Origin of the sequence: Pseudomonas sp. NFXW11 (genome assembly GCF_049887815.1) — a bacterium.
Lineage (GTDB): Bacteria > Pseudomonadota > Gammaproteobacteria > Pseudomonadales > Pseudomonadaceae > Aquipseudomonas.
Map to the genome: position 1 here is coordinate 162,940 of NZ_JAGEKI010000015.1, position 20,045 is coordinate 182,984.

At 63.0% G+C, this 20,045-nt stretch carries 23 protein-coding genes; 15 read left to right on the forward strand and 8 right to left on the reverse strand.

Features of this window, described 5'->3' with window-relative positions:
* Positions 1-45: 45 nt before the first annotated feature.
* On the reverse strand, positions 46-2,190 hold the full coding sequence (gene dinG / locus J4P02_RS22240) for an ATP-dependent DNA helicase DinG (protein ID WP_426194278.1): 2,145 nt from the start codon (positions 2,188-2,190) through the stop codon (positions 46-48).
* A gap of 98 nt (positions 2,191-2,288) precedes the next feature.
* On the opposite strand from dinG, the gene J4P02_RS22245 reads away from it, so the two are divergent.
* Complete coding sequence (locus J4P02_RS22245) at positions 2,289-2,753, forward strand: CopD family protein (RefSeq protein ID WP_426194280.1); 465 nt, start codon at positions 2,289-2,291, stop codon at positions 2,751-2,753.
* Between the two features lie 60 nt (positions 2,754-2,813).
* On the opposite strand, the gene J4P02_RS22250 is transcribed toward J4P02_RS22245, so the two are convergent.
* From J4P02_RS22250 to J4P02_RS22260, 3 genes are all read right to left on the reverse strand, one after another.
* Positions 2,814-3,572 carry a collagen-like protein gene (locus J4P02_RS22250; RefSeq protein WP_426194282.1) on the reverse strand — a complete coding sequence of 253 codons (759 nt, stop codon included), beginning with the start codon at positions 3,570-3,572 and terminating at the stop codon, positions 2,814-2,816.
* Positions 3,565-3,843: a DUF1145 domain-containing protein gene (locus J4P02_RS22255; protein WP_426194284.1), complete on the reverse strand. Its 279-nt coding sequence runs from the start codon at positions 3,841-3,843 to the stop codon at positions 3,565-3,567. Before J4P02_RS22255 ends, J4P02_RS22250 begins: the two co-directional genes overlap by 8 nt.
* A 190-nt stretch (positions 3,844-4,033) precedes the next feature.
* A complete protein-coding gene (locus J4P02_RS22260) occupies positions 4,034-4,723 on the reverse strand; it encodes an OmpA family protein (RefSeq protein ID WP_426194286.1) in 690 nt (229 codons plus the stop codon).
* Positions 4,724-4,913: 190 nt separating this feature from the next.
* Here J4P02_RS22260 and J4P02_RS22265 point away from each other — a divergent pair, with 190 nt between their 5' ends.
* The 4 genes from J4P02_RS22265 to J4P02_RS22280 all read left to right on the forward strand — a co-directional run bounded on the left by J4P02_RS22265 (position 4,914) and on the right by J4P02_RS22280 (position 6,650).
* Entirely contained in the window at positions 4,914-5,411 is a 498-nt protein-coding gene (locus J4P02_RS22265) for a DUF6231 family protein (RefSeq protein WP_426194288.1), read from the forward strand.
* A gap of 4 nt (positions 5,412-5,415) precedes the next feature.
* Complete coding sequence (locus tag J4P02_RS22270; RefSeq protein WP_426194290.1) at positions 5,416-5,892, forward strand: YchJ family protein; 477 nt, start codon at positions 5,416-5,418, stop codon at positions 5,890-5,892.
* 65 nt (positions 5,893-5,957) lie between these two features.
* Entirely contained in the window at positions 5,958-6,443 is a 486-nt protein-coding gene (locus J4P02_RS22275; protein WP_426194292.1) for an LEA type 2 family protein, read from the forward strand.
* Positions 6,444-6,449: 6 nt separating this feature from the next.
* Positions 6,450-6,650, forward strand: a complete 201-nt coding sequence (locus J4P02_RS22280; RefSeq protein ID WP_426194294.1) for an SEC-C metal-binding domain-containing protein — start codon at positions 6,450-6,452, stop codon at positions 6,648-6,650.
* Positions 6,651-6,677: 27 nt separating this feature from the next.
* On the opposite strand, the gene J4P02_RS22285 is transcribed toward J4P02_RS22280, so the two are convergent.
* Positions 6,678-7,250 carry a cysteine hydrolase family protein gene (locus J4P02_RS22285; RefSeq protein WP_426194296.1) on the reverse strand — a complete coding sequence of 191 codons (573 nt, stop codon included), beginning with the start codon at positions 7,248-7,250 and terminating at the stop codon, positions 6,678-6,680.
* A gap of 145 nt (positions 7,251-7,395) precedes the next feature.
* Here J4P02_RS22285 and J4P02_RS22290 point away from each other — a divergent pair, with 145 nt between their 5' ends.
* The 7 genes from J4P02_RS22290 (at position 7,396) to J4P02_RS22320 (ending at position 15,248) form a co-directional block, all read left to right on the forward strand.
* Positions 7,396-8,037, forward strand: a complete 642-nt coding sequence (locus tag J4P02_RS22290; protein WP_426194298.1) for a glutathione binding-like protein — start codon at positions 7,396-7,398, stop codon at positions 8,035-8,037.
* 258 nt (positions 8,038-8,295) lie between these two features.
* Positions 8,296-10,725, forward strand: coding sequence for a penicillin acylase family protein (locus tag J4P02_RS22295; RefSeq protein ID WP_426194300.1), 2,430 nt, complete (start codon positions 8,296-8,298; stop codon positions 10,723-10,725).
* Positions 10,726-11,055: 330 nt separating this feature from the next.
* Entirely contained in the window at positions 11,056-11,838 is a 783-nt protein-coding gene (locus J4P02_RS22300) for a transporter substrate-binding domain-containing protein (RefSeq protein WP_426194302.1), read from the forward strand.
* 56 nt (positions 11,839-11,894) lie between these two features.
* On the forward strand, positions 11,895-12,623 hold the full coding sequence (locus tag J4P02_RS22305; protein ID WP_426194304.1) for an ABC transporter permease: 729 nt from the start codon (positions 11,895-11,897) through the stop codon (positions 12,621-12,623).
* The gene (locus J4P02_RS22310; protein WP_426194306.1) at positions 12,620-13,330 is read left to right on the forward strand and encodes an ABC transporter permease; all 711 of its coding nucleotides are present in this window, start codon (positions 12,620-12,622) and stop codon (positions 13,328-13,330) included. Before J4P02_RS22305 ends, J4P02_RS22310 begins: the two co-directional genes overlap by 4 nt.
* Before the next feature lie 21 nt (positions 13,331-13,351).
* Positions 13,352-14,470 (forward strand): succinylglutamate desuccinylase/aspartoacylase family protein, encoded by a 1,119-nt coding sequence (locus J4P02_RS22315; protein WP_426194308.1) that lies wholly within the window; start codon positions 13,352-13,354, stop codon positions 14,468-14,470.
* A 13-nt stretch (positions 14,471-14,483) separates the two neighbouring features.
* Positions 14,484-15,248, forward strand: a complete 765-nt coding sequence (locus J4P02_RS22320) for an ABC transporter ATP-binding protein (RefSeq protein ID WP_426194310.1) — start codon at positions 14,484-14,486, stop codon at positions 15,246-15,248.
* A 55-nt stretch (positions 15,249-15,303) separates the two neighbouring features.
* On the opposite strand, the gene J4P02_RS22325 is transcribed toward J4P02_RS22320, so the two are convergent.
* On the reverse strand, positions 15,304-15,516 hold the full coding sequence (locus J4P02_RS22325) for a hypothetical protein (protein ID WP_426194312.1): 213 nt from the start codon (positions 15,514-15,516) through the stop codon (positions 15,304-15,306).
* 106 nt (positions 15,517-15,622) lie between these two features.
* A complete protein-coding gene (gene dcd / locus J4P02_RS22330; RefSeq protein WP_426194314.1) occupies positions 15,623-16,189 on the reverse strand; it encodes a dCTP deaminase in 567 nt (188 codons plus the stop codon).
* A 351-nt stretch (positions 16,190-16,540) separates the two neighbouring features.
* Here dcd and J4P02_RS22335 point away from each other — a divergent pair, with 351 nt between their 5' ends.
* A complete protein-coding gene (locus J4P02_RS22335; protein WP_010445013.1) occupies positions 16,541-16,750 on the forward strand; it encodes a cold-shock protein in 210 nt (69 codons plus the stop codon).
* Positions 16,751-16,839: 89 nt separating this feature from the next.
* Here J4P02_RS22335 and J4P02_RS22340 read toward each other — a convergent pair whose 3' ends face one another.
* On the reverse strand, positions 16,840-17,847 hold the full coding sequence (locus J4P02_RS22340; RefSeq protein WP_426194316.1) for a DUF481 domain-containing protein: 1,008 nt from the start codon (positions 17,845-17,847) through the stop codon (positions 16,840-16,842).
* 158 nt (positions 17,848-18,005) lie between these two features.
* Here J4P02_RS22340 and J4P02_RS22345 point away from each other — a divergent pair, with 158 nt between their 5' ends.
* Together J4P02_RS22345 and J4P02_RS22350 are read left to right on the forward strand one after the other, a co-directional pair.
* On the forward strand, positions 18,006-18,359 hold the full coding sequence (locus J4P02_RS22345) for an MGMT family protein (protein WP_426194318.1): 354 nt from the start codon (positions 18,006-18,008) through the stop codon (positions 18,357-18,359).
* Between the two features lie 44 nt (positions 18,360-18,403).
* A complete protein-coding gene (locus J4P02_RS22350; RefSeq protein WP_426194320.1) occupies positions 18,404-19,969 on the forward strand; it encodes an AmpG family muropeptide MFS transporter in 1,566 nt (521 codons plus the stop codon).
* Positions 19,970-20,045 lie beyond the last annotated feature (76 nt).

Here is a 20,045-nt window from a genome sequence, read left to right on the forward strand (position 1 = left end):
TGGGTGGGGGATAGACAGCAGGCCACGCCCATTGGCGGGCGCGGCTCAAGATATTTCCCGGCGGAACGGCGGCAAGGCATTGAGAATAGCCTTGCCATAGCGCTGAGTGACCAGGCGCCGGTCCAGCAGGGTGATGGTGCCGCGGTCCTGCTCGGTACGCAGCAAACGGCCACAGGCCTGCACCAGCTTGAGGGAGGCATCCGGCACGGCGATTTCCATGAACGGATTGCCCCCCCGGGCTTCGATCCATTCCGCCAGCGCCGCTTCCACCGGGTCGTCCGGCACCGAGAAGGGAATCTTGGCGATCACCACGTGCTCGCAATAGGCACCGGGCAAGTCCACCCCTTCGGCGAAACTGGCCAGGCCGAACAGCACGCTGGAATCACCGCCATCGACCCGGGCCTTGTGCTTGTTGAGGGTTTCCTGCTTGGACAGGTTGCCCTGGATGAACACCTGCTTGCGCCAGTCGCGATCCAGGCCGTCGAACACGTCCTGCATCTGCTTGCGCGAGGAAAACAGCACCAGCGAACCACGGGAGCCTTGCACCAGTTCCGGCAGGTCACGAATGATCGCCGCCGTGTGCGCCGGCGCATCCCGTGGGTCGGCGCGCAGGTCGGGCACCCGCAGCACCCCGGCATCGGCGTGATGAAAGGGGCTGGGCACCACTGCGGTCACGGCCTTTTTCGGCAGGCCAGCGCGCATGCGAAAACGATCGAAGGTGCCCAGGGCAGTCAGGGTGGCCGAGGTCACCAGGGAGCCGTAGGCCACGTTCCACAGATTGCGCCGGAGCATTTCCGCCGCCAGGATCGGGCTGGCATTGACCTCGATATCGAACAGCGAGCCGCTTTCCGCCAGGGTCAGCCAGCGGGCCATGGGCGGGTTGTCTTCCGGGTCCTCGACGGTGAACGCAGTCCACAATTCCCAGTTGCCCGAAGCCCGGGCCAGCAGGCTGCCGAACAGCGGATACCACTCTTCGGCCTGGTTGCTGGCGATGCCGATATTGACCTCGCCATCCATGCCTTCCTTGAGAAGGTCGGTCAGCCGGGTGAACAGGTCGGTCAGTCGGGAAAAGCCCTTCTTCAGCTCGATGCCCATCTCGCGCATATGCTCGGGGATCAGCCCGCCAACGAAACGATGCCGTGGTCGCTCGCGGCCTTCCATGTCTTCGCCGGTCTGGAAGTCGGCGATCTGCTCGCAGGCGGTGAACATGAACTGCTGCTGGGTCTTGATCTCCCGCGCCAGCTCCGGCACCTGCTCGATCAAGCGCCCCAGGTCACCCGGCAGCGGGTTCTGGGCCAGCAGCTTGGCCAGGTTCTTGGCGGTTTGTTCGAGCCAGTCGGCGGTGGAGCGCAGGCGGGTGTAATGGGCGAAATGGCCGATGGCCTTGTCCGGCAGGTGGTGGCCTTCGTCGAACACGTAGAGGGTGTCGCGCGGGTCCGGCAGCACGGCGCCGCCGCCCAGGGCCAGGTCGGCCAGGACCATGTCGTGGTTGGTGACAATCACGTCCACCTTGCCCATGCCTTCCCGGGCCTTGTAGAAGGCGCACTGGCCGAAGTTCGGGCAATGGCGGTTGGTGCACTGGCTGTGATCGGTGGTCAGGCGAGCCCAGTCGGCGTCTTCCAGGGCCATGGGCCAGCTGTCGCGGTCGCCGTCCCACTTATTCCCGGCAAGCTTCTCGATCATGCTGGTGAACAGTTTCTGGCTGGCTTCATCCACTTCGATCTTGAAGCCTTCTTCCTCGAACAACTGGGCCGTGGCGGTCTGCGCATGGCCTTCCTGGAGCAGTTGGTCGAGCTTGGACAGGCACAGGTAGCGACCGCGGCCCTTGGCCAGGGCAAAGGTGAAATTCAGCCCGCTATTGCGCATCAGGTCGGGCAGATCCTTGTGCACGATCTGTTCCTGCAGGGCGACGGTGGCGGTGGCGATCACCAGGCGCTTGCCGGCGGCCTTGGCCGTGGGAATCGCCGCCAGGCTGTAGGCCACGGTCTTGCCGGTACCGGTGCCGGCTTCCACCGCCACCACCGCCGGCTCGCCACTGCGCCGGCCTTCGTCGTCGGTGTCGATATCACCCAGGACCTTGGCCACTTCGGCGATCATCAGGCGCTGGCCATAACGTGGCTTGAGGCTCTTGGCTTCGAGAAAACGCGAATAGGCGCCCTGGATCGTGGTTTTGAGTTCGTTGCTGAGCATGGTTTTTCGGGCGCACAAACGCTGGATAAATTTTCAGTGGTTCGGATCGGCCGCTATCATACCCCGCTAATTCATCCTGCGCCGAACGGAGTACCCCAATGACCCTCTTTGCCCTTGCCTATAGCCTGCATGTCCTGGCCGCCCTGGTCTGGGTCGGTGGCATGTTCTTCGCCTGGATGGTGCTGCGGCCGGCGGCGGTGGCGGCCCTGGAAGGCCCGGCCCGGCTGAAGTTGTGGGCCCAGGTGTTTCCGCGATTCTTTGTCTGGGTGTGGGTCGCGGTGGTGCTTTTGCCGATCAGCGGTATCGGTCTGTTACAGATGCGCTTCAACGGTTTCGAAACCGCGCCGCGTTATGTCCAGGCCATGATGGGCCTGTACCTGGTGATGACTGCGCTGTTTATCCGCATCCAGGCCCTGCAACTGCCGGAACTGCACAAGGCGGTGGCGGCCGAAGACTGGCCGGCGGGGGCCGCGGTGCTGGGGAAGATTCGTCGCCTGGTGGGCAGCAACCTGATCATCGGCCTGCTGCTGGTGGCCCTGGCCGCGGCCCGGCCGAGCTTCTAAAACGACTCCGCCCGCGACAGGAGCGGGCGGTGTTTACAGCACGGCGTAATGCGCTGCCGGTTACAGGCGCTGAAGCGTCACAGTGCCGGCCGCTCCCGCGGGCCCGGCTTGGCCCTGTGCCCCGGCACGCCCGCCTTTGCCGCCATCGGCGCGATACACCAGGCAGCCCTTGGATTTGCCCCCCGCCCCCGGCTTGCCGCCAGCACCCGCCAAGCCACCGGCGCCACCATCCACCAGCACCTTGATCCGCTCACCGGGGAAGTCCCGCGGCAACTCCAGACGCACCTGGCCGCCCGTCGCGCCCGGACGTCCATCACCACCGTTGTCACCATCGGCGCCACGTCCGGCCTGGCCCCAGGTGCAACCCGGCTCCTGGCCATTGGCGCCATCCAGGCCGACATAACCCGGGGCACCGGTGCCGCCACGGGCATCCACCGCCAGTTGCTCGGCATTCAGGGATTCGATCCGCAGGTTCAGGTTACGCCCCGGCTTGGCGGCCTTTTCATAGCTGCCCGGTGCGCCCCGTGAAGTGATCTGGCTGCCGGCATCCAGCTGCGCGCGGCGCACACTCAATTGCAGGCTTTGCTCGGTGGGCACTATGGCGATCCGCGCCTCGCGTCCCAGGTGCAGGTCCTCGACCTTGAGCTCGGTGACATTGGCCGGAATCTGCAAGGTGGCATGGTCGGCCACTTCCAGGCGCTGCAATTGCAGGCTGCTGGCGGTATTGGGCAAGCGCATGAAGGAATGGGTTTCGACCTTGACCTCCTGGGCCATGGCCAGGGGGGAGCACAACAGTGCCAGCAAGCAGTACTTACGCATGGTCGGCCTCGACAACAGCAGGAGCGGGAAGGTCTTGCAGGTGGAAGATCCCCAACAAGAGGATGTGCAGCCGGTCACGCCAGGGATGGGCGCGGCCCTTGAGGCTGCCATTGAACAGCAGCAGTTCCAGCAGATGGGTCAGCAGCAACAGGCTGCCCGCCAGATTGACCAGCAGGTGCAACGGGTTGACCAGAGGCCTGGCCAGGTTGATCAGCACCACCAGCCAAAAGACCAAGGTCAGTAATTTCCCCAACCCCCATAAGACCTTCATACGCTCCCCTCGTGAATTATTCTTTGCGCGCACAGTAACGATTTATCCCGGGGATAAGCCAGAGGGCGACGAAAATTCTTCACGAGCTAGCGACTTAGCCGCTGGTTCGACGAGGATCGCCACGCCGCTCCCTGGCCTGTGGCAGTTGAAGCTGCCCTGTGCCGCTCCCCGGCCGCGCAGGGCAGAAAGCTCAGCGATTGATCTGGATCTCGGTCCGACGGTTCATGGCCCGACCTTCTGCGGTCTTGTTGTCCGCCACAGGCTTGCTTTCACCGGCACCGGTCACCGACACGAAGCTGGCACGTGGAATGCCGCTGCTGATCAGGTATTCCACCACCGAGTGGGCGCGTTTATCCGAGAGTTTCTGGTTGTAGGCGTCGCTGCCGACACTGTCGGTATGGCCGGTCACCCGCAGTTGGGCGCTCGGTGCTTCCTGCTTCAGGCGGCTGACGATGGTGTTGAGCTTGCTCTTGTCGGCTTCGGTCAGCTTGGCCGAGTCAAAGTGGAAGTACACATCGCGAATGACGATGGTTTCTTCCTTGACCACCACCACTTCCTCTACCACCGGTGGCGGCAATGGGCAGCCAGTGGCATCGACCTGCACGCCTTTTGGGGTATGCGGGCACTTGTCGCGGCTGTCCGGCACACCATCGCCGTCTTCGTCGCCATCGCCTTTGGCCCAACAGTAGGCGCCCGCCAGGCCACCCACCAACAGTGCGCCACCGCCCGCCCACGAGGAGCTTTCGGTGGCGCCCAGCGCCGCGCCCGTGACACCGCCCACCGCTGCACAGATTGGCCAATCGGTTTTCTGCAAACCTGCACAACCAGTCAACACACTGGTTATCAGAACCAAGGGTACTGCCGTGCGAATGATGCTCATCTGGTTTCTCCTGAAAGGATCGGCTCGAGGCCGATTCGAGGAGTAAAGACCGCGCCTTTCAACTGCGCCAGCAGCGTGCAATCACAGTTCTACCCCGTAAATCCGGGGATTTCGCCGATTAACCGGCCAACCGCTCTAGGCCCGCAGATGCCGGCACGTTAGTCTTTAGCGTTCTGATCGAGGAGCGAAAATGAGCGCCGGCATTTCTACCCGTACCCCGCAGCAGGCCCTGGCGGCCTTGCTGGATCGCTACGCCCCGAAACAGCTGCTGCTGATCGGCGCCAGCGACTTCCCGGCCCTGGCCGCTTTCCAGCAGGCCCACCCCGACACCCAGGTGGCCCAGGCCGCCCCGGGCCCGTTGCCAGCGGAACTGGCAGCGCGGCGTTTCGACCTGGCCCTGGCGGTGGATTGCCTGGAGCACCTGGCCAAGCGCGATGGCCTGAACCTGCTGGGTGGCATCCGCAACCTTAATGCCAGCCGCATCGCGGTGCTGGCCGACCTCGATGCCTGCGGCTGGCAGGAAACCGACTTCTTCTCCCTGGCCCTGCAGGCCAGCGAACGCTTCCAGCGGGACGCGCAGGTGCTGACCCTGTTCACCTACGATCTGCTTGAATACAAGCAAGTGCCCGATTGGCTCAACTCACGCTTCTGGGCAAACCCGGAAAATTTTGGAAAGTACTGGTGGTAACACGATGAGCGCCTCAATTTGTCCCTGCGGTAGCGGCAACCTGCTGGACGCCTGCTGCGGCCACTACCACTCCGGCCATCCCGCGCCCTGCGCCGAAGCCCTGATGCGTTCGCGCTACAGCGCCTATGTACTGGGCCAGGTGGACTACCTGCTGGCCACTACCCTGCCGGCGCAGCAGGCCGGCCTGGACCGTCAATCCATCAGCGACTGGAGCGCGCAGAGCACCTGGCTGGGGCTGGAGGTGGAAAGCTCGGAAGTCTTCGGCGGCCAGCCCGAGCACGCCTTCGTCACCTTCACCGCCCGCTGGCACGACAGCCAGGGCGAACACAGCCACCGCGAACGTTCCTCCTTCGTGCAGAACCAGGGGCGCTGGTATTTCATCGACCCCACGGTGCCGCTCAAGTCCGGGCGCAATGATGCCTGCCCCTGCGGCAGCGGGCAGAAATTCAAGAAATGCTGCGCCAGCTACTTCAGCCACTAAGCTCGGGTTGAGTGAAGTCACCCCTGGCCCAGGATGGGCGCCGGGGATGCACAGGGAGTCCTGCAATGATCGCTGCGCTGCGCCTGTTACCCATTCTCTGCCTGCTGGGGCTGCTCGGCCTGTCGGGCTGCCGGTCCTGGTCCGGCAGCGAGGAGCGGGACCCCACGGTGCACCTGGCCAGGGTGGAAGTGGTCAAGGCCAACCTGCTGGAACAGCGCTTCACCCTGCACCTGCGGGTGGACAACCCCAACGACAGCGAGCTGACCGTGCGCCGCCTGACCTACAAGGTCTATCTGGAACAGTTACTGCTCAGCGAGGGCGAGCATGAGCACTGGTTCAGCGTTTCGCCCCACAGCAGCCGCCTGTTCAAGGTGCCGGTACGGACCAACCTGTGGCCCCAGGTGCGGGAGGTGGTGAAACTGCTACGCAAGCCGCAGCGGCCAATCCCCTATCGCCTGGAAGGTGAGCTGGAAGTCGGATTATTCATCGGTCGGGACGTGCACCTGAAGCGCAATGGCGTGATAATTCCCGGCGATTTTATCCCGGAGTAACCCGCAATGACCCAGCAACCCCATGTTCATGGCCCTGACTGCAACCACGATCATGACCACCACGATCACGACCATGGCCATGTCCACGGCCCGCACTGCAACCACGCCCCCCAGGAGCCGGTGCGCAATGCCCTGAAAGACGTCGGTCGCAACGATCCTTGCCCATGTGGCAGCAGCAAGAAGTACAAGAAGTGCCACGGCGCTTGAGCTGATGCCGAGAACCGACTGCCTGGGCTAGTTCACCGCGCAGTCGGTTCCAGCAAGCAACTGCGCCGCCGTCAGCACGGTGGCGTACTCGCCATGCAGGTTGGCCAGCGACATATTATGCACCTCTGCCGCCGTACGGGGCCGCCCGGCAAAGTCGGGCTTGTCGAAGGTGAAACAGGCGTCGGCCACCACCCACACCGCAAAACCCAGGTTGCCGGCAGTTCGCGCCGTCGACTCCACCGAGTTGTTGGTGGCAACGCCGACAATCACCAACTGTTCTATCCCCTTCTGGCGCAAGTCCGCCTCCAGTGCGTTGCCGCAAAAGGCATCCGGCACCTGCTTCTGAATCAGCCATTCCCCTGCTTGCGGGCGAAAGCGCGGCTGAAACTCCACCCCGGCCTGCCCGGGCCAGAACACCGAGTCGTTTGAGCGCGACAGATGCTGCACATGGATCACCGGCCAGCCCCGTGCCCGCCACAGGGCCAGCAACTCGAGCATGCGCTCCTCGGCCTGGGGGTTGTTTCGTGGACCGAGCCGGGGATACAGGATGCCTTGCTGTTGATCGATGATGATCAGCGCGGTTTCAGCCGGAATGGGCATGCAGAATTCTCTGTTGAAGAGGCATTGAATTTTTCCGACTTCAACATTACCTGCTGTTACAGGCAAGCCATCGATTGCACACAGGACGACCTATTGCCGGAGTTAGCTGCCGCTTGACCAGGACCTAGCCCATTTGGAGCGCCCCATGATCGACCTGTATTACTGGACCACCCCCAACGGCCACAAGATCACCCTGTTTCTGGAAGAAACCGGCCTGCTCTACAACCTGTACCCGGTGAATATCGGCCAGGGTGAGCAGTTCAACCCCGAATTCCTCAAGATCGCCCCCAATAACCGCATCCCGGCCATAGTCGACCAGCAGCCGGCCGATGGCGGCGCCCCGCTGTCGTTGTTCGAATCCGGGGCGATCCTGTTGTACCTGGCGGAAAAGACCGGGCAATTCCTGCCCCAAGACCTGCGCGGCCGACAGGAAACCCTGCAATGGCTGTTCTGGCAGATGGGCGGCCTGGGGCCGATGGCCGGGCAGAATCACCACTTCAACCACACGGCTCCCGAGCGCGTGCCCTATGCCATCAAGCGCTATGTGGATGAGACGGCGCGACTGTACGGTGTGCTCGACCGGCGCCTGGCCGACCGGCCGTTTGTCGCCGGCGATACCTACAGCATTGCCGACATGGCCATCTATCCGTGGATCGCTTCGTACAAAAAGCAGAGCCAGAAACTCGAGGACTTCCCGCACCTGCAGCGCTGGTTCAACAGCATCCTCGACCGCCCGGCTACCGAACGCGCATACGCCCTGGTCGAACGAGTGAATCCCGCGTCATAGAAGCCTCGCCCACAGGCCATCTCCTGCAGCGTTTCACGCAGGAGCTGGCTTGCCAGCGAAGAGGCCCGCAAGAACACCGCACGCCGCAAAACCTCTTCGCCACCCAGCCAACCGCCAAAGGCTCCAGCCGCTCACAAGGCTCCGGCGACAGCTATTTGCACACCCCCCAATAAATACCTCCTGCCCCGGCTTGCGCGGCACACGCCCGCTCACTAACGTAGCGCCTTTATCGACGTTACCCCCCGCAGGAGCTTTGCCATGGCCTCGCCAGCCCTCTCACATTTTCTTCCCCGGTTCGGCGTAGCCGCGGCGGTGGCCGGTGCCCTGAGCCTGGCCGGTTGCCAATCCTGGAATGCCCAGAACAGCCTGCCACCCACCTCGGGCGTGCAGCCCCTCAAGGGCCTGGCACAGAATGTTTCGGTGCGACGCAACGCAGTCGGCGTGCCATTGATCGAAAGCAGCAGCTTCCACGACGCGCTGTTCAGCCTGGGCTACCTGCACGCCAGCGACCGCATCGACGAGATGGTGACCCTGCGCCTGCTGGCCCAGGGCCGGCTGGCGGAGATGTCCGGCGCCGAGGTGCTGGATCTCGACCGCCTGATGCGCGCGGTGAACCTGAAGAAAAGCGCCGACGAGCTGTACAAGGCCTCGTCGCCACGGATCAAGCGCTTCTTCGAGGTCTATGCGCGGGGCGTCAACGCCTACCTGTTCCGCTATCGCGACAAGCTGCCGCCAGACCTGGCCGCCCGCGGCTACACCCCGGAGTACTGGAAGGCCGAGGATTCGGCGCTGATCTTCTGCCTGTTGAATTTCGGCCAATCGGCCAACCTGCTGGAAGAAATCAATGCCCTGGTGCTGGCGCAGAAGGTCGGCAGCGACAAACTGCCCTGGCTGACGCCGAGCTACCCCGACGAACCCCTGCCCACGGCCGAGGCCGACAAGCTCAAGGGCCTGAACCTGAATGTGCCCGGCCTGAGCGAAATCAGCCGCGCCGCCAATCAGTTGGCCCGGCTCAACGCCCTGGGTGTCAGCGGCGCCAGCAACCTGGCCGTCGCCCCGCAGCGCAGCCGCGGTGGCCGCAGCCTACTGGCCGCCGACAGCCAGATGACGGCCTGGTACTACGCTCAGTTGCGCGCGCCAAAATACCAGGCGGCCGGCGCTTCGATCGCCGGCCTGCCGATGATTCTCCAGGGCTTCAACGGCAAGCTGGCCTGGAGCCTGAGTTCGGTGACGGGCGACAACCAGGACCTGTTCCTGGAAAAACTCAAGCGCCAGGGCAATGCCCTGTACTACCAGAACAACGGCAAGTGGCAGCCGGTGACCGTGCGCAACGAAACCTATTTCGTCAAAGGCCAGCGCTCGATTCGCGAAGCGGTGTACGAAACCCGCCACGGCCCGCTGCTCAACAGCGCCCTGGGCATCGCCCAGGGCAATGGCCTGGGCCTGGCCCTGCAAACCCCGGAGCTCAAGGACGATCGATCCCTGGATGCGTTCTTCGACCTGTCCCGGGCACAGAACGTCGAGAAGGCCTCGGACGCCAGCCGCGAGATCCGCGCCATCGCCCTGAACATGGTCTATGCCGACGCCAGCACTATCGGCTGGCAGGTCACCGGCCGCTTCCCCAACCGTCGCGAAGGCCAAGGCCTGCTGCCGTCTCCCGGCTGGGACGGGCGCTATGACTGGGACGGCTATGCCGACCCGATGCTCCACCCCTACGACCAGGACCCGGCCCAGGGCTGGATCGCCACGGCCAATCAGCGGGTGATTTCCCGTGGCTATGGCATGCAGCTGTCCAACACTTGGGACGCACCGGAGCGCGCCGAACGCATCGGCCAACTGCTGTCCGCCGGCAAGCAGGACAGCCGCAGCCTGATCGCCCTGCAATACGACCAGAGCACCTTGTTCGCCGCCAAGCTCAATCAGATGTTCGAAGCGCCGGGCATGGCCCAGCCGCTGAAACAGGCGATCGAAGCCCTGCCCGACGCCGACCGCGCCAAGGCCCGGGAAGCCTACAGCCGCCTGATGGCCTTCGACGGCAAGCTCAGCGCCGGATCGGCCGACGCGGCGCTCTATGAGCTGTTCCTCCAGGAAAGCGCCAAGCAGATTTTCCTCACGACCCTCGGCCCGCAATCCAGCCCAGCCTGGCAAGCCTTCGTAGCCAATGCCGGCCTGTCCTATTCAGCCCAGGCCGACCATCTGCTGGGCCGTGAAGACAGCCCATTCTGGGGTGACTCGCGCACTGGGCAAAAAGACGACAAGCCAGCGGTCCTGGCCCGTAGCCTGGCAGCCGCGGTCAGCGCCGGCGAGCAACAGCTGGGCAGCGACCGCAAGGCCTGGCAATGGGGCAAGTTGCACAGCTACCGCTGGAGCAACAGCAGCGGCCAGAGTATCCGCGGCCCGGTGCAGGCTGGAGGCGACCACAACAGCATCAACAGCGCCGGCTACTCCTGGGGCCAGGACTTCAGCGTCAGCCATGCCCCGGCGCTGCGGTTTGTCGTCGACTTCTCCCAGAGCGAGCCGCTGATGGGCCTCAACAGCAGCGGCCAGTCCGCCAACCCGGTGAGCCCGAACTACGCCAACGGCATCGATGGCTGGCTCAAGGCCCAGTACCTGAGCTTGCCGATGCAGCCGCAGAACTTCGACCGCAGCTATGGCAAGACCCGCCTGACCCTGGTCCCGGGCAAGTAACAACCGCCCCACACCCGCTTGCGCCCCGGCGCAGGCGGGCCTGCCCCAATTCAGATCCCCGCGCCAGCGCCCATCGCCCCCTCGGCCTCGCGTCAATCCTCTATCCAGCGGCCCACCGCTGGCCCCGGCCCCCATGCACCCAAGTGGCGCCGAGGAAAATTCGTGCCCCATTGGCGCGCATCCAGCGGCTTGCCGCCCCCCTACAGAAGGCTTTTAAAACACCTGTTCGGGACTCTGGTTCGGAAATTGCTACTTTCAATAAGTCTTATGCGTTCCAGTAACAGTACTCATGCGCCACAAGCGCCCATATTGGTTCTTAGGGATTGAATAATGAAAAAAGCATTGCTGACCCTTTCCGCACTGGCACTCTGCATGGCCGCCGGCTCCGCGCTGGCCAAGGAATACAAGGAACTGCGCTTTGGCGTCGACCCGTCCTATGCCCCCTTCGAGTCCAAGGCCGCCGACGGCAGCCTGGTGGGCTTCGACATCGACCTGGGCAATGCCATCTGTGCCGAGCTGAAGGTCAAGTGCAAGTGGGTTGAAAGTGACTTCGACGGCATGATTCCCGGCCTCAAGGCCAATAAATTCGACGGTGTGATCTCGTCCATGACCGTGACCCCGGCCCGGGAAAAGGTCATCGACTTCTCCAGCGAGCTGTTCTCCGGCCCCACTTCCTTCGTGTTCAAGAAAGGCTCGGGGCTGAGCACCGACATCGCCTCGCTCAAGGGCAAGACCGTTGGCTACGAGCAGGGCACCATCCAGGAAGCCTATGCCAAGGCCGTGTTGGACAAGGCCGGGATCAAGACCCAGGCCTATCAGAACCAGGACCAGGTGTATGCCGACCTGACTTCCGGGCGCCTCGACGCCTCGATCCAGGACATGCTGCAAGCCGAACTGGGCTTCCTCAAGTCGCCACAGGGCGCGGACTACGAAGTCAGCCAGCCGGTGGATGACCCGCTGCTGCCAGCCAAGACGGCGGTGGGTATCTCGAAAGGTAACAAAGAGCTGAAAGCCCTTCTGGATAAAGGTATCAAAGCGTTACACGATGATGGCACCTACGCCACCATCCAGAAAAAACACTTCGGTGACCTGAACCTCTACAGCGGTAAATAACCTGCCGGCGCCCATCTTCGATGGGCGCCTTTTTTATCGCCACGGATCACTGATCGATGCTTGAAGAACTTCTAACAAACCTGGGGCTTTCTGCCTTCAGCCTGAAGGGTTTCGGCCCGCTGCTGCTGGAAGGTACCTGGATGACCGTCAAGTTGTCGGTGTTGTCGCTACTGGTCAGCGTGTTGCTCGGCCTGATCGGCGCCAGCGCCAAACTTTCCAGCCTTGTTCTGCTGCGGGTTCCGGCCCAGCTCTACACTACCCTGATCCGCGGCGTGCCAGACCTGGTGCTGATGCTGCTGATCTTCTACAGCCTGCAGACCTGGCTGACCTCCTTCACCGATTTCATGGAATGGGAATATATCGAGATCAACCCCTTCAGCGCCGGGGTGATCACCCTGGGCTTTATCTATGGCGCCTATTTCACCGAAACCTTCCGTGGGGCGATCCTCGCCGTGCCCCGAGGCCAGGTGGAAGCGGCCACGGCCTACGGCCTCAAGCGCGGTCAGCGCTTTCGCTTCGTGGTCTTCCCGCAAATGATGCGTTTCGCCCTGCCGGGCATCGGCAACAACTGGATGGTGATGCTCAAGGCCACGGCCCTGGTGTCGATCATCGGCCTGGCCGACCTGGTCAAGGCGGCCCAGGATGCCGGCAAGAGCACCTACCAGCTGTTCTATTTCCTGGTGCTGGCGGCCTTGATCTACCTGCTGATCACCAGCGCCTCCAACTTTGTCCTGCGTCGGCTTGAACGGCGCTATGCCGCGGGTGCCCGGGAGGCCGTGCGATGATCGAACTCCTGCAGGAATACTGGCGGCCCTTCCTTTATAGCGACGGCTACCACATCACCGGCCTGGCCATGACCCTGTGGCTGCTCACGGCCTCCATCGGCATCGGCTTCCTGGTGTCGATCCCGCTGTCCATCGCCCGGGTTTCGCCGCGGCGCGCCATTCGCTGGCCGGTGCAGTTCTACACCTACCTGTTCCGTGGCACACCGCTCTATATCCAACTGCTGATCTGCTACACCGGGATCTACAGCATCGCCGCGGTGCGCGCCCAGCCCATGCTGGATGCGTTCTTTCGCGATGCGATGAACTGCACCATCCTGGCCTTCGCCCTGAACACCTGCGCCTACACCACGGAGATTTTCGCCGGGGCGATCCGCAGCATGGCCCACGGTGAAGTGGAAGCGGCCAAGGCCTACGGCTTGAGCGGCTGGAAGCTGTATGCCTACGTGATCATGCCCTCGGCCCTGCGCCGCTCGCTGCCGTACTACAGCAACGAAGTGATCCTGATGCTGCACTCCACCACGGTGGCCTTCACCGCGACCGTTCCCGACATCCTGAAAATCGCCCGGGACGCCAACTCGGCGACTTTCCTGACCTTTCAGTCGTTCGGTATTGCGGCCATCATCTACCTGTGCGTGACCTTCACTCTGGTGGGCCTGTTCCGTCTTGCCGAACGCCGCTGGCTGGCGTTCCTCGGCCCGACCCACTAGCACCTGCAGCAGGAATACTTCATGCGCCACGAGATACACGACCTGCTCGCACCGCTGCCGGGCACCGCGCGCCAGGTCCACAGTTTTCATTTCGGCCCGCCTCAGGGCCTGGGCAAGATCTACATCCAGGCGTCGCTGCACGCCGACGAACTGCCGGGCATGCTGGTGGCCTGGCACCTCAAGCAGCGCCTGGCGGAGCTGGAAGCCGCCGGTCGCCTGCGCCAGCAGATTGTGCTGGTGCCAGTGGCCAACCCGGTGGGCCTGGAACAGGTGCTGATGGACGTACCCCTGGGCCGCTACGATCTGGAAAGCGGGCAGAACTTCAATCGCTGGTTCAGCGATCTTGGCGAGGAGGTCGGCAACGCCGTCGAAGGCCTGCTCAATGCCGACCCGCAGCACAACCTCGAGCTGATCCGCCGGCACCTGGCCGATGCCCTGGCCCGCCAGCGCCCGGACACTCAATTGCAATCCCTGCGCCTGACCCTGCAACGCCTGGCCTGCGACGCCGATAGGGTGCTGGACCTACACTGCGACTTCGAATCGGTGATGCACCTGTACACCACCCCCGAAGCCTGGCCCCAGGTCGAGCCCCTGGCCCGCTACCTCGGTGCCCAGGCCAGCCTGCTGGCCAGCGACTCCGGCGGCCAGTCGTTCGACGAGTGCTTCACCCTGCTCTGGCGGCAGTTGCAGCAGCGCTTCGGCGATCGCTTCGCCATTCCTGCGGGCAGCCTTGCCGTAACTGTCGAGCTGCGCGGCCAGGGGGATGTCGAGCACGAACTGGCCAGCCGCGATTGCCAGGCCGTGCTCGACTACCTGAGCCACTTCGGCGCCATCGAGGGCCAGGCTCCGCCACTGCCCGAACTGCCGTTCCCGGCCACGCCCCTGGCCGGGGTCGAGCCACTGGCGACACCGGTGGGCGGCCTGCTGGTGTTCTGCGCCCTGCCGGGGCAATACCTGGAGGCCGGGCAACGGGTGGCCGAAATCATCGACCCGATCAGCGACCGGGTTACCCCCATCCATTGCACCCACGCCGGGCTGATGTACGCCCGCTCGCTGCGACGCATGGCCACCGCCGGCATGGTGATCGCCCATATCGCCGGCCGCGAGGCCTATCGCAGCGGTTATCTACTTTCGCCTTGAGGATGCACGCCCCATGTACAAATTGACCGTTGAAGGCCTGCATAAATGCTATGGCGACAATGAAGTGCTCAAAGGAGTCTCGCTCAAGGCCAAGACCGGTGACGTGATCAGCCTGATCGGCGCCAGCGGCTCGGGCAAGAGCACCTTCCTGCGCTGCATCAACTTTCTCGAAACCCCGGACGATGGCGCCATGAGCCTGGATGGCCAGGCGATCCGCATGGTCAAAGACCGCCATGGCATGCATGTGGCCGACCCGGCCGAACTGCAGCGGATTCGCACCCGGTTGGCGATGGTGTTCCAGCATTTCAACCTGTGGAGCCATATGACCGTGCTGGAAAACATCACCATGGCTCCGCGCCGGGTGCTGGGGGTGAGCCACAAGGACGCCGAGGAACGTGCCCGACGCTACCTGGACAAGGTTGGCTTGCCGGCGCGGGTCGCCGGCCAGTATCCGGCGTTTCTCTCCGGCGGCCAGCAGCAGCGGGTGGCCATCGCCCGGGCCCTGGCCATGGAACCCGAAGTGATGCTGTTCGACGAACCGACCTCGGCCCTGGACCCGGAACTGGTGGGGGAAGTGCTCAAGGTGATCCAGGGCCTGGCCGAAGAAGGCCGGACCATGATCATGGTCACCCATGAGATGAGTTTTGCGCGCAAGGTGTCGAGCCAGGTGCTGTTTCTGCACAAGGGCCTGGTGGAAGAGGAAGGCGCGCCGGAAGAGGTGCTTGGCAATCCGCAGAGCGAGCGCCTGCAGCAGTTTCTCAGCGGCAATCTGAAATAGGGCCAGCGGCGGCCCGTTGCCTTTTCGGGCAGCGGGCTGCTTGGAGCATCAAGGCTCAGGCCATCGGCACGGGAGGCGGCTCGTCCGGCAGGGTCGGTTCGCCAGGCTCGGAGGGCTCTTGAGGTTGCGGAGTGTCGGGATCGGGCTGACCGGGAATGCCTCCGGCCATGCTGACGCCAGGCTGTGCCAGCAGGCTCCAGGCCAGCAGGCCAACCTGATTGGGTTCCAGGCTGGCCAAGGTGGCGCTGATTCGCGGATCTATCTTCATGGGGGCACTCCTGAGCTGTGCCCGGCACGCCTTGCGCATGCCGGAATACCTCTACATAGAGTGTTGGTCCGCCGAGGAATTCCCGCTGTTCGTCAGACGGACGGGATCAGGTGCGGGGCAGGGTCACGCCGCGCTGGCCCTGGTACTTACCACCACGGTCCTTGTAGGACACTTCACACTCTTCATCGGACTCCAGGAACAGCATCTGCGCCACGCCTTCATTGGCGTAGATCTTCGCCGGCAAGGTGGTGGTGTTGGAGAATTCCAGGGTCACGTGGCCTTCCCACTCGGGTTCCAGCGGGGTCACGTTGACGATGATGCCGCAACGGGCGTAGGTGCTCTTGCCCAGGCAGATGGTCAGTACATTGCGCGGAATGCGGAAGTATTCGACGGTGCGGGCCAAGGCGAAGGAGTTCGGCGGGATGATGCAGACGTCACTCTTGACGTCGACAAAGCTCTTTTCATCGAAGTTCTTCGGATCGACAGTGGCCGAGTTGATATTGGTGAACACCTTGAATTCATCGGCGCAACGCACGTCGTAGCCGTAGCTCGAGACCCCGAAGGAGATCAGCCGATCCGGGCCTTCGCCACGCATCTGGCGCTCTACGAAGGGCTCGATCATGCCGTGCTCTTGCGCCATGCGGCGAATCCACTTGTCCGATTTGATGCTCATGGCGGGTGTCCTGAAATAGCGAGGTGAAAAAATCTGTCCGGCATCTTACCGGGGCGCGTGGCTGGGTTCAAAGTCTGGGGCGTTTTTCTCGCCTCACACCGCTGTTTACAAGGGCTCGACCCTCGGTGCCCCGCCGTCAGTCACGAAAACCGAGAAACCTTCGCAATGACCATTGGCACGTTCAGGAAAAAGGGTTAAGGTGGCGCCACTGTGCTGCTTGTGTCACTGAGAATCTCTACACGATGTTGAATTTCGATCCAACCATCTCCAAGAATTTTTCCTGCTCTTTGCACTCAGTCTCGGCCAGGGCTTTTCCTGAGTCGCAGTTAACTTTGTCCAAGGAGATACACCATGTCTAATCGCCAAACCGGTACCGTTAAGTGGTTCAACGATGAAAAAGGCTTCGGCTTCATCACTCCACAATCCGGTGACGATCTGTTCGTACACTTCAAAGCCATCCAAGCTGACGGTTTCAAAACCCTGAAAGAAGGCCAACAGGTTTCTTTCGTCGCTACCCGCGGTCAGAAAGGCATGCAAGCTGAAGAAGTACAAGTTATCTAACTTGCACTGATCCAGTAAAAAAAGCCCCGCCCTCAACAGCGGGGCTTTTTTGTGCCCGCAGGTTTACCCTCGGGCTGCAGCGCCCGGGCTTACCAGGTCACGCCAAAGCCCACGGTGTAACGGGTCTTGTCCAGATCGCTGCCTTCTGTGCCGCGGATCAGGTCCTTCTCCGCCTTGAGGTTCAGTGAAGCCCAGTCGGTGACCTTGTAGCGCAAGCCCATCTCGGCATCCAGCGCATAGTCGGCCACCCCGGAAAACGGCCGGCCCACCTCGCCATTGGTGAAGAACTCCACCCGCTTGCCAATCAGGTAGCGGTTGTAGTCCCACTTCATGGCCAGGGAGTAGAAATTGTCCTTGCCGCCATCGGCGTACTCGTAGTCGGTGCGGTTGAGCAGCGACCCCAGGGAAAAGGCGCCCAGCTCGTCGTCCCAGAACTGATAGCCGGGGCCCGTACCCAGCACTCGCTGGCGCTCCAGGTCCTCGACCTTGTCGCGCTTGTAGGTCAGCCGCCCTTCCCAGAACCATTTGTCGGTAATGAAGCGGTCCAGGGCGTACTCGGCGCTCCAGTTATCGGTGGTCACCACATTATTCTGGAACTCGCGGTTGTATTCGCCCTGGGCGTTGTGCCGCCAGGCGCCATGCCGCGCCGAGGTCTTGAAGTCGATGTCGTAGTCGTCGGTTTTCTTTTCCGCACGCTTGTAGTCCATGGCCACATCGACATTGCCCTTCCACACCATATCTTCCACCAAGGGCTTGGGCTTCATGATCTGCTGGATGCTGGCCAGCTCCACGGTCTTGGGTGCATCGCCATTGGCCAGGGTAACCTTGCCCGCCTCCGCGGCCTGCAGCGACTTGGCCTTTTCGCCGCTGTAGGCATCCTGCTTGACCAGCAGTTCCTGAGCGCTTTCCAGGGTCTTGACCTGTTTCCAGTCGATACTGATAACGCCGCCATAATCGGTCTGGATCAGCAGCTTGCCACCATCGAACAGCTTGATCTTGCCGCTGAGCCGATCGCCGTTCTGCAACCAGACGGTATCGGCCAGGGCAGGCTGGGAGGCGCTGAGCACCGCGAAACACAACAAGGTTCTGGAAAACATAGGTAATACAGGGCTCGATCTTGCGAAAAAAACGGCATTATTCCGACTGGAACAGCCTCAGTCACGACTGACCCGGGTATTGCGACTGAGTTCAATACTCATCCGCCCTTGGCGCCGATGACCGACGGGCGTCCCTTCATCTATCTGGAACCGCGAATGTGACCGAACAGGCTGAAGACCCGCAAAGCCCCGCGCAGATCCGACGCACGGCACTGTACCTGACCCTGGCCCAGGTGCCCGCCGGCAAGGTGGTGAGCTATGGCCAACTGGCCGAGATGGCCGGCCTGGGACGTGCCGCCCGCTGGGTCGGGCGCACCCTCAGCCAGTTGCCTGCCGACACCGGCCTGCCCTGGCACCGGGTGCTGGGGGCCGGTGGTCGCATCAGCCTGCCCCTCGGCAGCCCGTCGGGCGACGAACAACGCGCCAGGCTGCGCAGCGAAGGTGTCTCTATCCTGAACAATCGAGTGGATATTCAGCGCCATGGCTGGCGTCCGGTAGAGCACAGCGGTTAGAGTGCGCGCTTTGTTTCCGTCATCCTTGAGGCAGACTTCAGCCCATGCCCCGTAAAACCTGGCGCGCCGCGCTTGCCGCCTATGCCAGCCCCTCGACGCTCGTGCTGTTGCTGCTTGGTTTCGCTGCCGGCATGCCTTACATGCTGGTGTTCTCGACTCTCTCGGTATGGTTGCGTGAAGCCGGTGTGGCCCGCGAAACCATCGGCTACGCCAGCCTGATTGGCCTGGCCTATGCCTTTAAATGGGTCTGGTCGCCGCTGCTCGACCAATGGCGCCTGCCCCTGCTGGGCAAGCTCGGGCGTCGTCGTTCCTGGCTGGTACTGGCTCAGACCCTGGTGATTCTCGGCCTGATCGGCATGGGTTTCTGTGATCCACAGAAGCATCTGTCCTGGCTGATTGCCATTGCGGTGGTGGTGGCCTTCGCCTCGGCCACCCAGGACATCGCCATCGACGCCTACCGTCTGGAAATCGCCGACGACAGCCGCCAGGCCGCCCTGGCCGCCAGCTACATGTCCGGTTATCGAGTAGCGGTGCTGCTGGCCACCGCCGGCGCCCTGTTCTTCGCCGAAGGCTTCGGCTCCACCGGGTTCAGCTATAAACACTCGGCCTGGACCGGCACCTACCTGCTGTTCGGCGTGCTGATGGTTCCGGCACTGATCACCACCCTGCTGATGCGCGAGCCGCCGGTGCCGCTGCGCACTCAGTTGTCTGCTGGGCGTTACAGCTTCGTCCATCAGTTGGTTTCGGTATTCGTGCTGATCGTGCTGCTGGTTTCGGTTCCAGCCTCATTCACCCAGCTGTACAACACCGACTTTGCCAGCGTGATCTTCGACGGCGTGAGCCCGCTGGACCTGCTGCTGGAAGACCGCGCCTTCCTGCGCGCCATCCTCTACATCACCCTCAGCACCCTGTGCCTCTCCGCCATGGGCCGTCGCGGCCTGGCGCCAGTGCTGACCCCGGTCAACGACTTCATCCTGCGCTACCGCTGGCAGGCCTTCCTGCTGCTGGGGCTGATCGCCACCTACCGCATGTCGGACACGGTGATGGGCGTCATGGCCAACGTGTTCTATATCGACCAGGGCTTCACCAAGGACCAGATTGCCGGGGTGAGCAAGATCTTCGGCCTGATCATGACCCTGATCGGTGCCGGCATGGGCGGCCTGCTGATCGTGCGTTTCGGTATCCTGCCGATCCTGTTTATCGGCGGTGCGGCCTCCGCCGGGACCAACCTGCTGTTCCTCATGCTCGCGGACATGGGCCCGAACCTGAAGATGCTGATTGTCACCATTTCCCTGGACAACTTCAGTTCGGGCATGGCCACCTCGGCGTTCGTCGCCTACCTGTCGAGCCTGACCAACCTCAAGTTCTCCGCCACCCAGTACGCCCTGCTCAGCTCCATCATGCTGTTGCTGCCGCGCCTGATCGGCGGCTATTCCGGGGTCATGGTGGAGAAATTCGGCTATCACGATTTCTTCCTGATTACCGCGATACTCGGAGTGCCGACCCTGATCCTGATCGCCCTGCACTGGTTCCAGGAAAGCCGCCGCGCCGGGCCGAAACCCGAGCCGGAAACAGCCGGCAACGGCAGCGCAGTCGGCGAAGAATCCTAGAAATTCCCGGAGGTTGCGGACTTTTCCGCACCTCCCCTACCCCCTCCAAGCACAATCCTGTACGCCAGCGGAACTC

Bases quoted from the DNA above. Each gene is read 5' to 3' on its own strand.
- dinG (WP_426194278.1), bottom strand. From the start codon at position 2,190: ATGCTCAGCAACGAACTCAAAACCACGATCCAGGGCGCCTATTCGCGT.
- J4P02_RS22245 (WP_426194280.1), top strand. From the start codon at position 2,289: ATGACCCTCTTTGCCCTTGCCTATAGCCTGCATGTCCTGGCCGCCCTG.
- J4P02_RS22250 (WP_426194282.1), bottom strand. From the start codon at position 3,572: ATGCGTAAGTACTGCTTGCTGGCACTGTTGTGCTCCCCCCTGGCCATG.
- J4P02_RS22255 (WP_426194284.1), bottom strand. From the start codon at position 3,843: ATGAAGGTCTTATGGGGGTTGGGGAAATTACTGACCTTGGTCTTTTGG.
- J4P02_RS22260 (WP_426194286.1), bottom strand. From the start codon at position 4,723: ATGAGCATCATTCGCACGGCAGTACCCTTGGTTCTGATAACCAGTGTG.
- J4P02_RS22265 (WP_426194288.1), top strand. From the start codon at position 4,914: ATGAGCGCCGGCATTTCTACCCGTACCCCGCAGCAGGCCCTGGCGGCC.
- J4P02_RS22270 (WP_426194290.1), top strand. From the start codon at position 5,416: ATGAGCGCCTCAATTTGTCCCTGCGGTAGCGGCAACCTGCTGGACGCC.
- J4P02_RS22275 (WP_426194292.1), top strand. From the start codon at position 5,958: ATGATCGCTGCGCTGCGCCTGTTACCCATTCTCTGCCTGCTGGGGCTG.
- J4P02_RS22280 (WP_426194294.1), top strand. From the start codon at position 6,450: ATGACCCAGCAACCCCATGTTCATGGCCCTGACTGCAACCACGATCAT.
- J4P02_RS22285 (WP_426194296.1), bottom strand. From the start codon at position 7,250: ATGCCCATTCCGGCTGAAACCGCGCTGATCATCATCGATCAACAGCAA.
- J4P02_RS22290 (WP_426194298.1), top strand. From the start codon at position 7,396: ATGATCGACCTGTATTACTGGACCACCCCCAACGGCCACAAGATCACC.
- J4P02_RS22295 (WP_426194300.1), top strand. From the start codon at position 8,296: ATGGCCTCGCCAGCCCTCTCACATTTTCTTCCCCGGTTCGGCGTAGCC.
- J4P02_RS22300 (WP_426194302.1), top strand. From the start codon at position 11,056: ATGAAAAAAGCATTGCTGACCCTTTCCGCACTGGCACTCTGCATGGCC.
- J4P02_RS22305 (WP_426194304.1), top strand. From the start codon at position 11,895: ATGCTTGAAGAACTTCTAACAAACCTGGGGCTTTCTGCCTTCAGCCTG.
- J4P02_RS22310 (WP_426194306.1), top strand. From the start codon at position 12,620: ATGATCGAACTCCTGCAGGAATACTGGCGGCCCTTCCTTTATAGCGAC.
- J4P02_RS22315 (WP_426194308.1), top strand. From the start codon at position 13,352: ATGCGCCACGAGATACACGACCTGCTCGCACCGCTGCCGGGCACCGCG.
- J4P02_RS22320 (WP_426194310.1), top strand. From the start codon at position 14,484: ATGTACAAATTGACCGTTGAAGGCCTGCATAAATGCTATGGCGACAAT.
- J4P02_RS22325 (WP_426194312.1), bottom strand. From the start codon at position 15,516: ATGAAGATAGATCCGCGAATCAGCGCCACCTTGGCCAGCCTGGAACCC.
- dcd (WP_426194314.1), bottom strand. From the start codon at position 16,189: ATGAGCATCAAATCGGACAAGTGGATTCGCCGCATGGCGCAAGAGCAC.
- J4P02_RS22335 (WP_010445013.1), top strand. From the start codon at position 16,541: ATGTCTAATCGCCAAACCGGTACCGTTAAGTGGTTCAACGATGAAAAA.
- J4P02_RS22340 (WP_426194316.1), bottom strand. From the start codon at position 17,847: ATGTTTTCCAGAACCTTGTTGTGTTTCGCGGTGCTCAGCGCCTCCCAG.
- J4P02_RS22350 (WP_426194320.1), top strand. From the start codon at position 18,404: ATGCCCCGTAAAACCTGGCGCGCCGCGCTTGCCGCCTATGCCAGCCCC.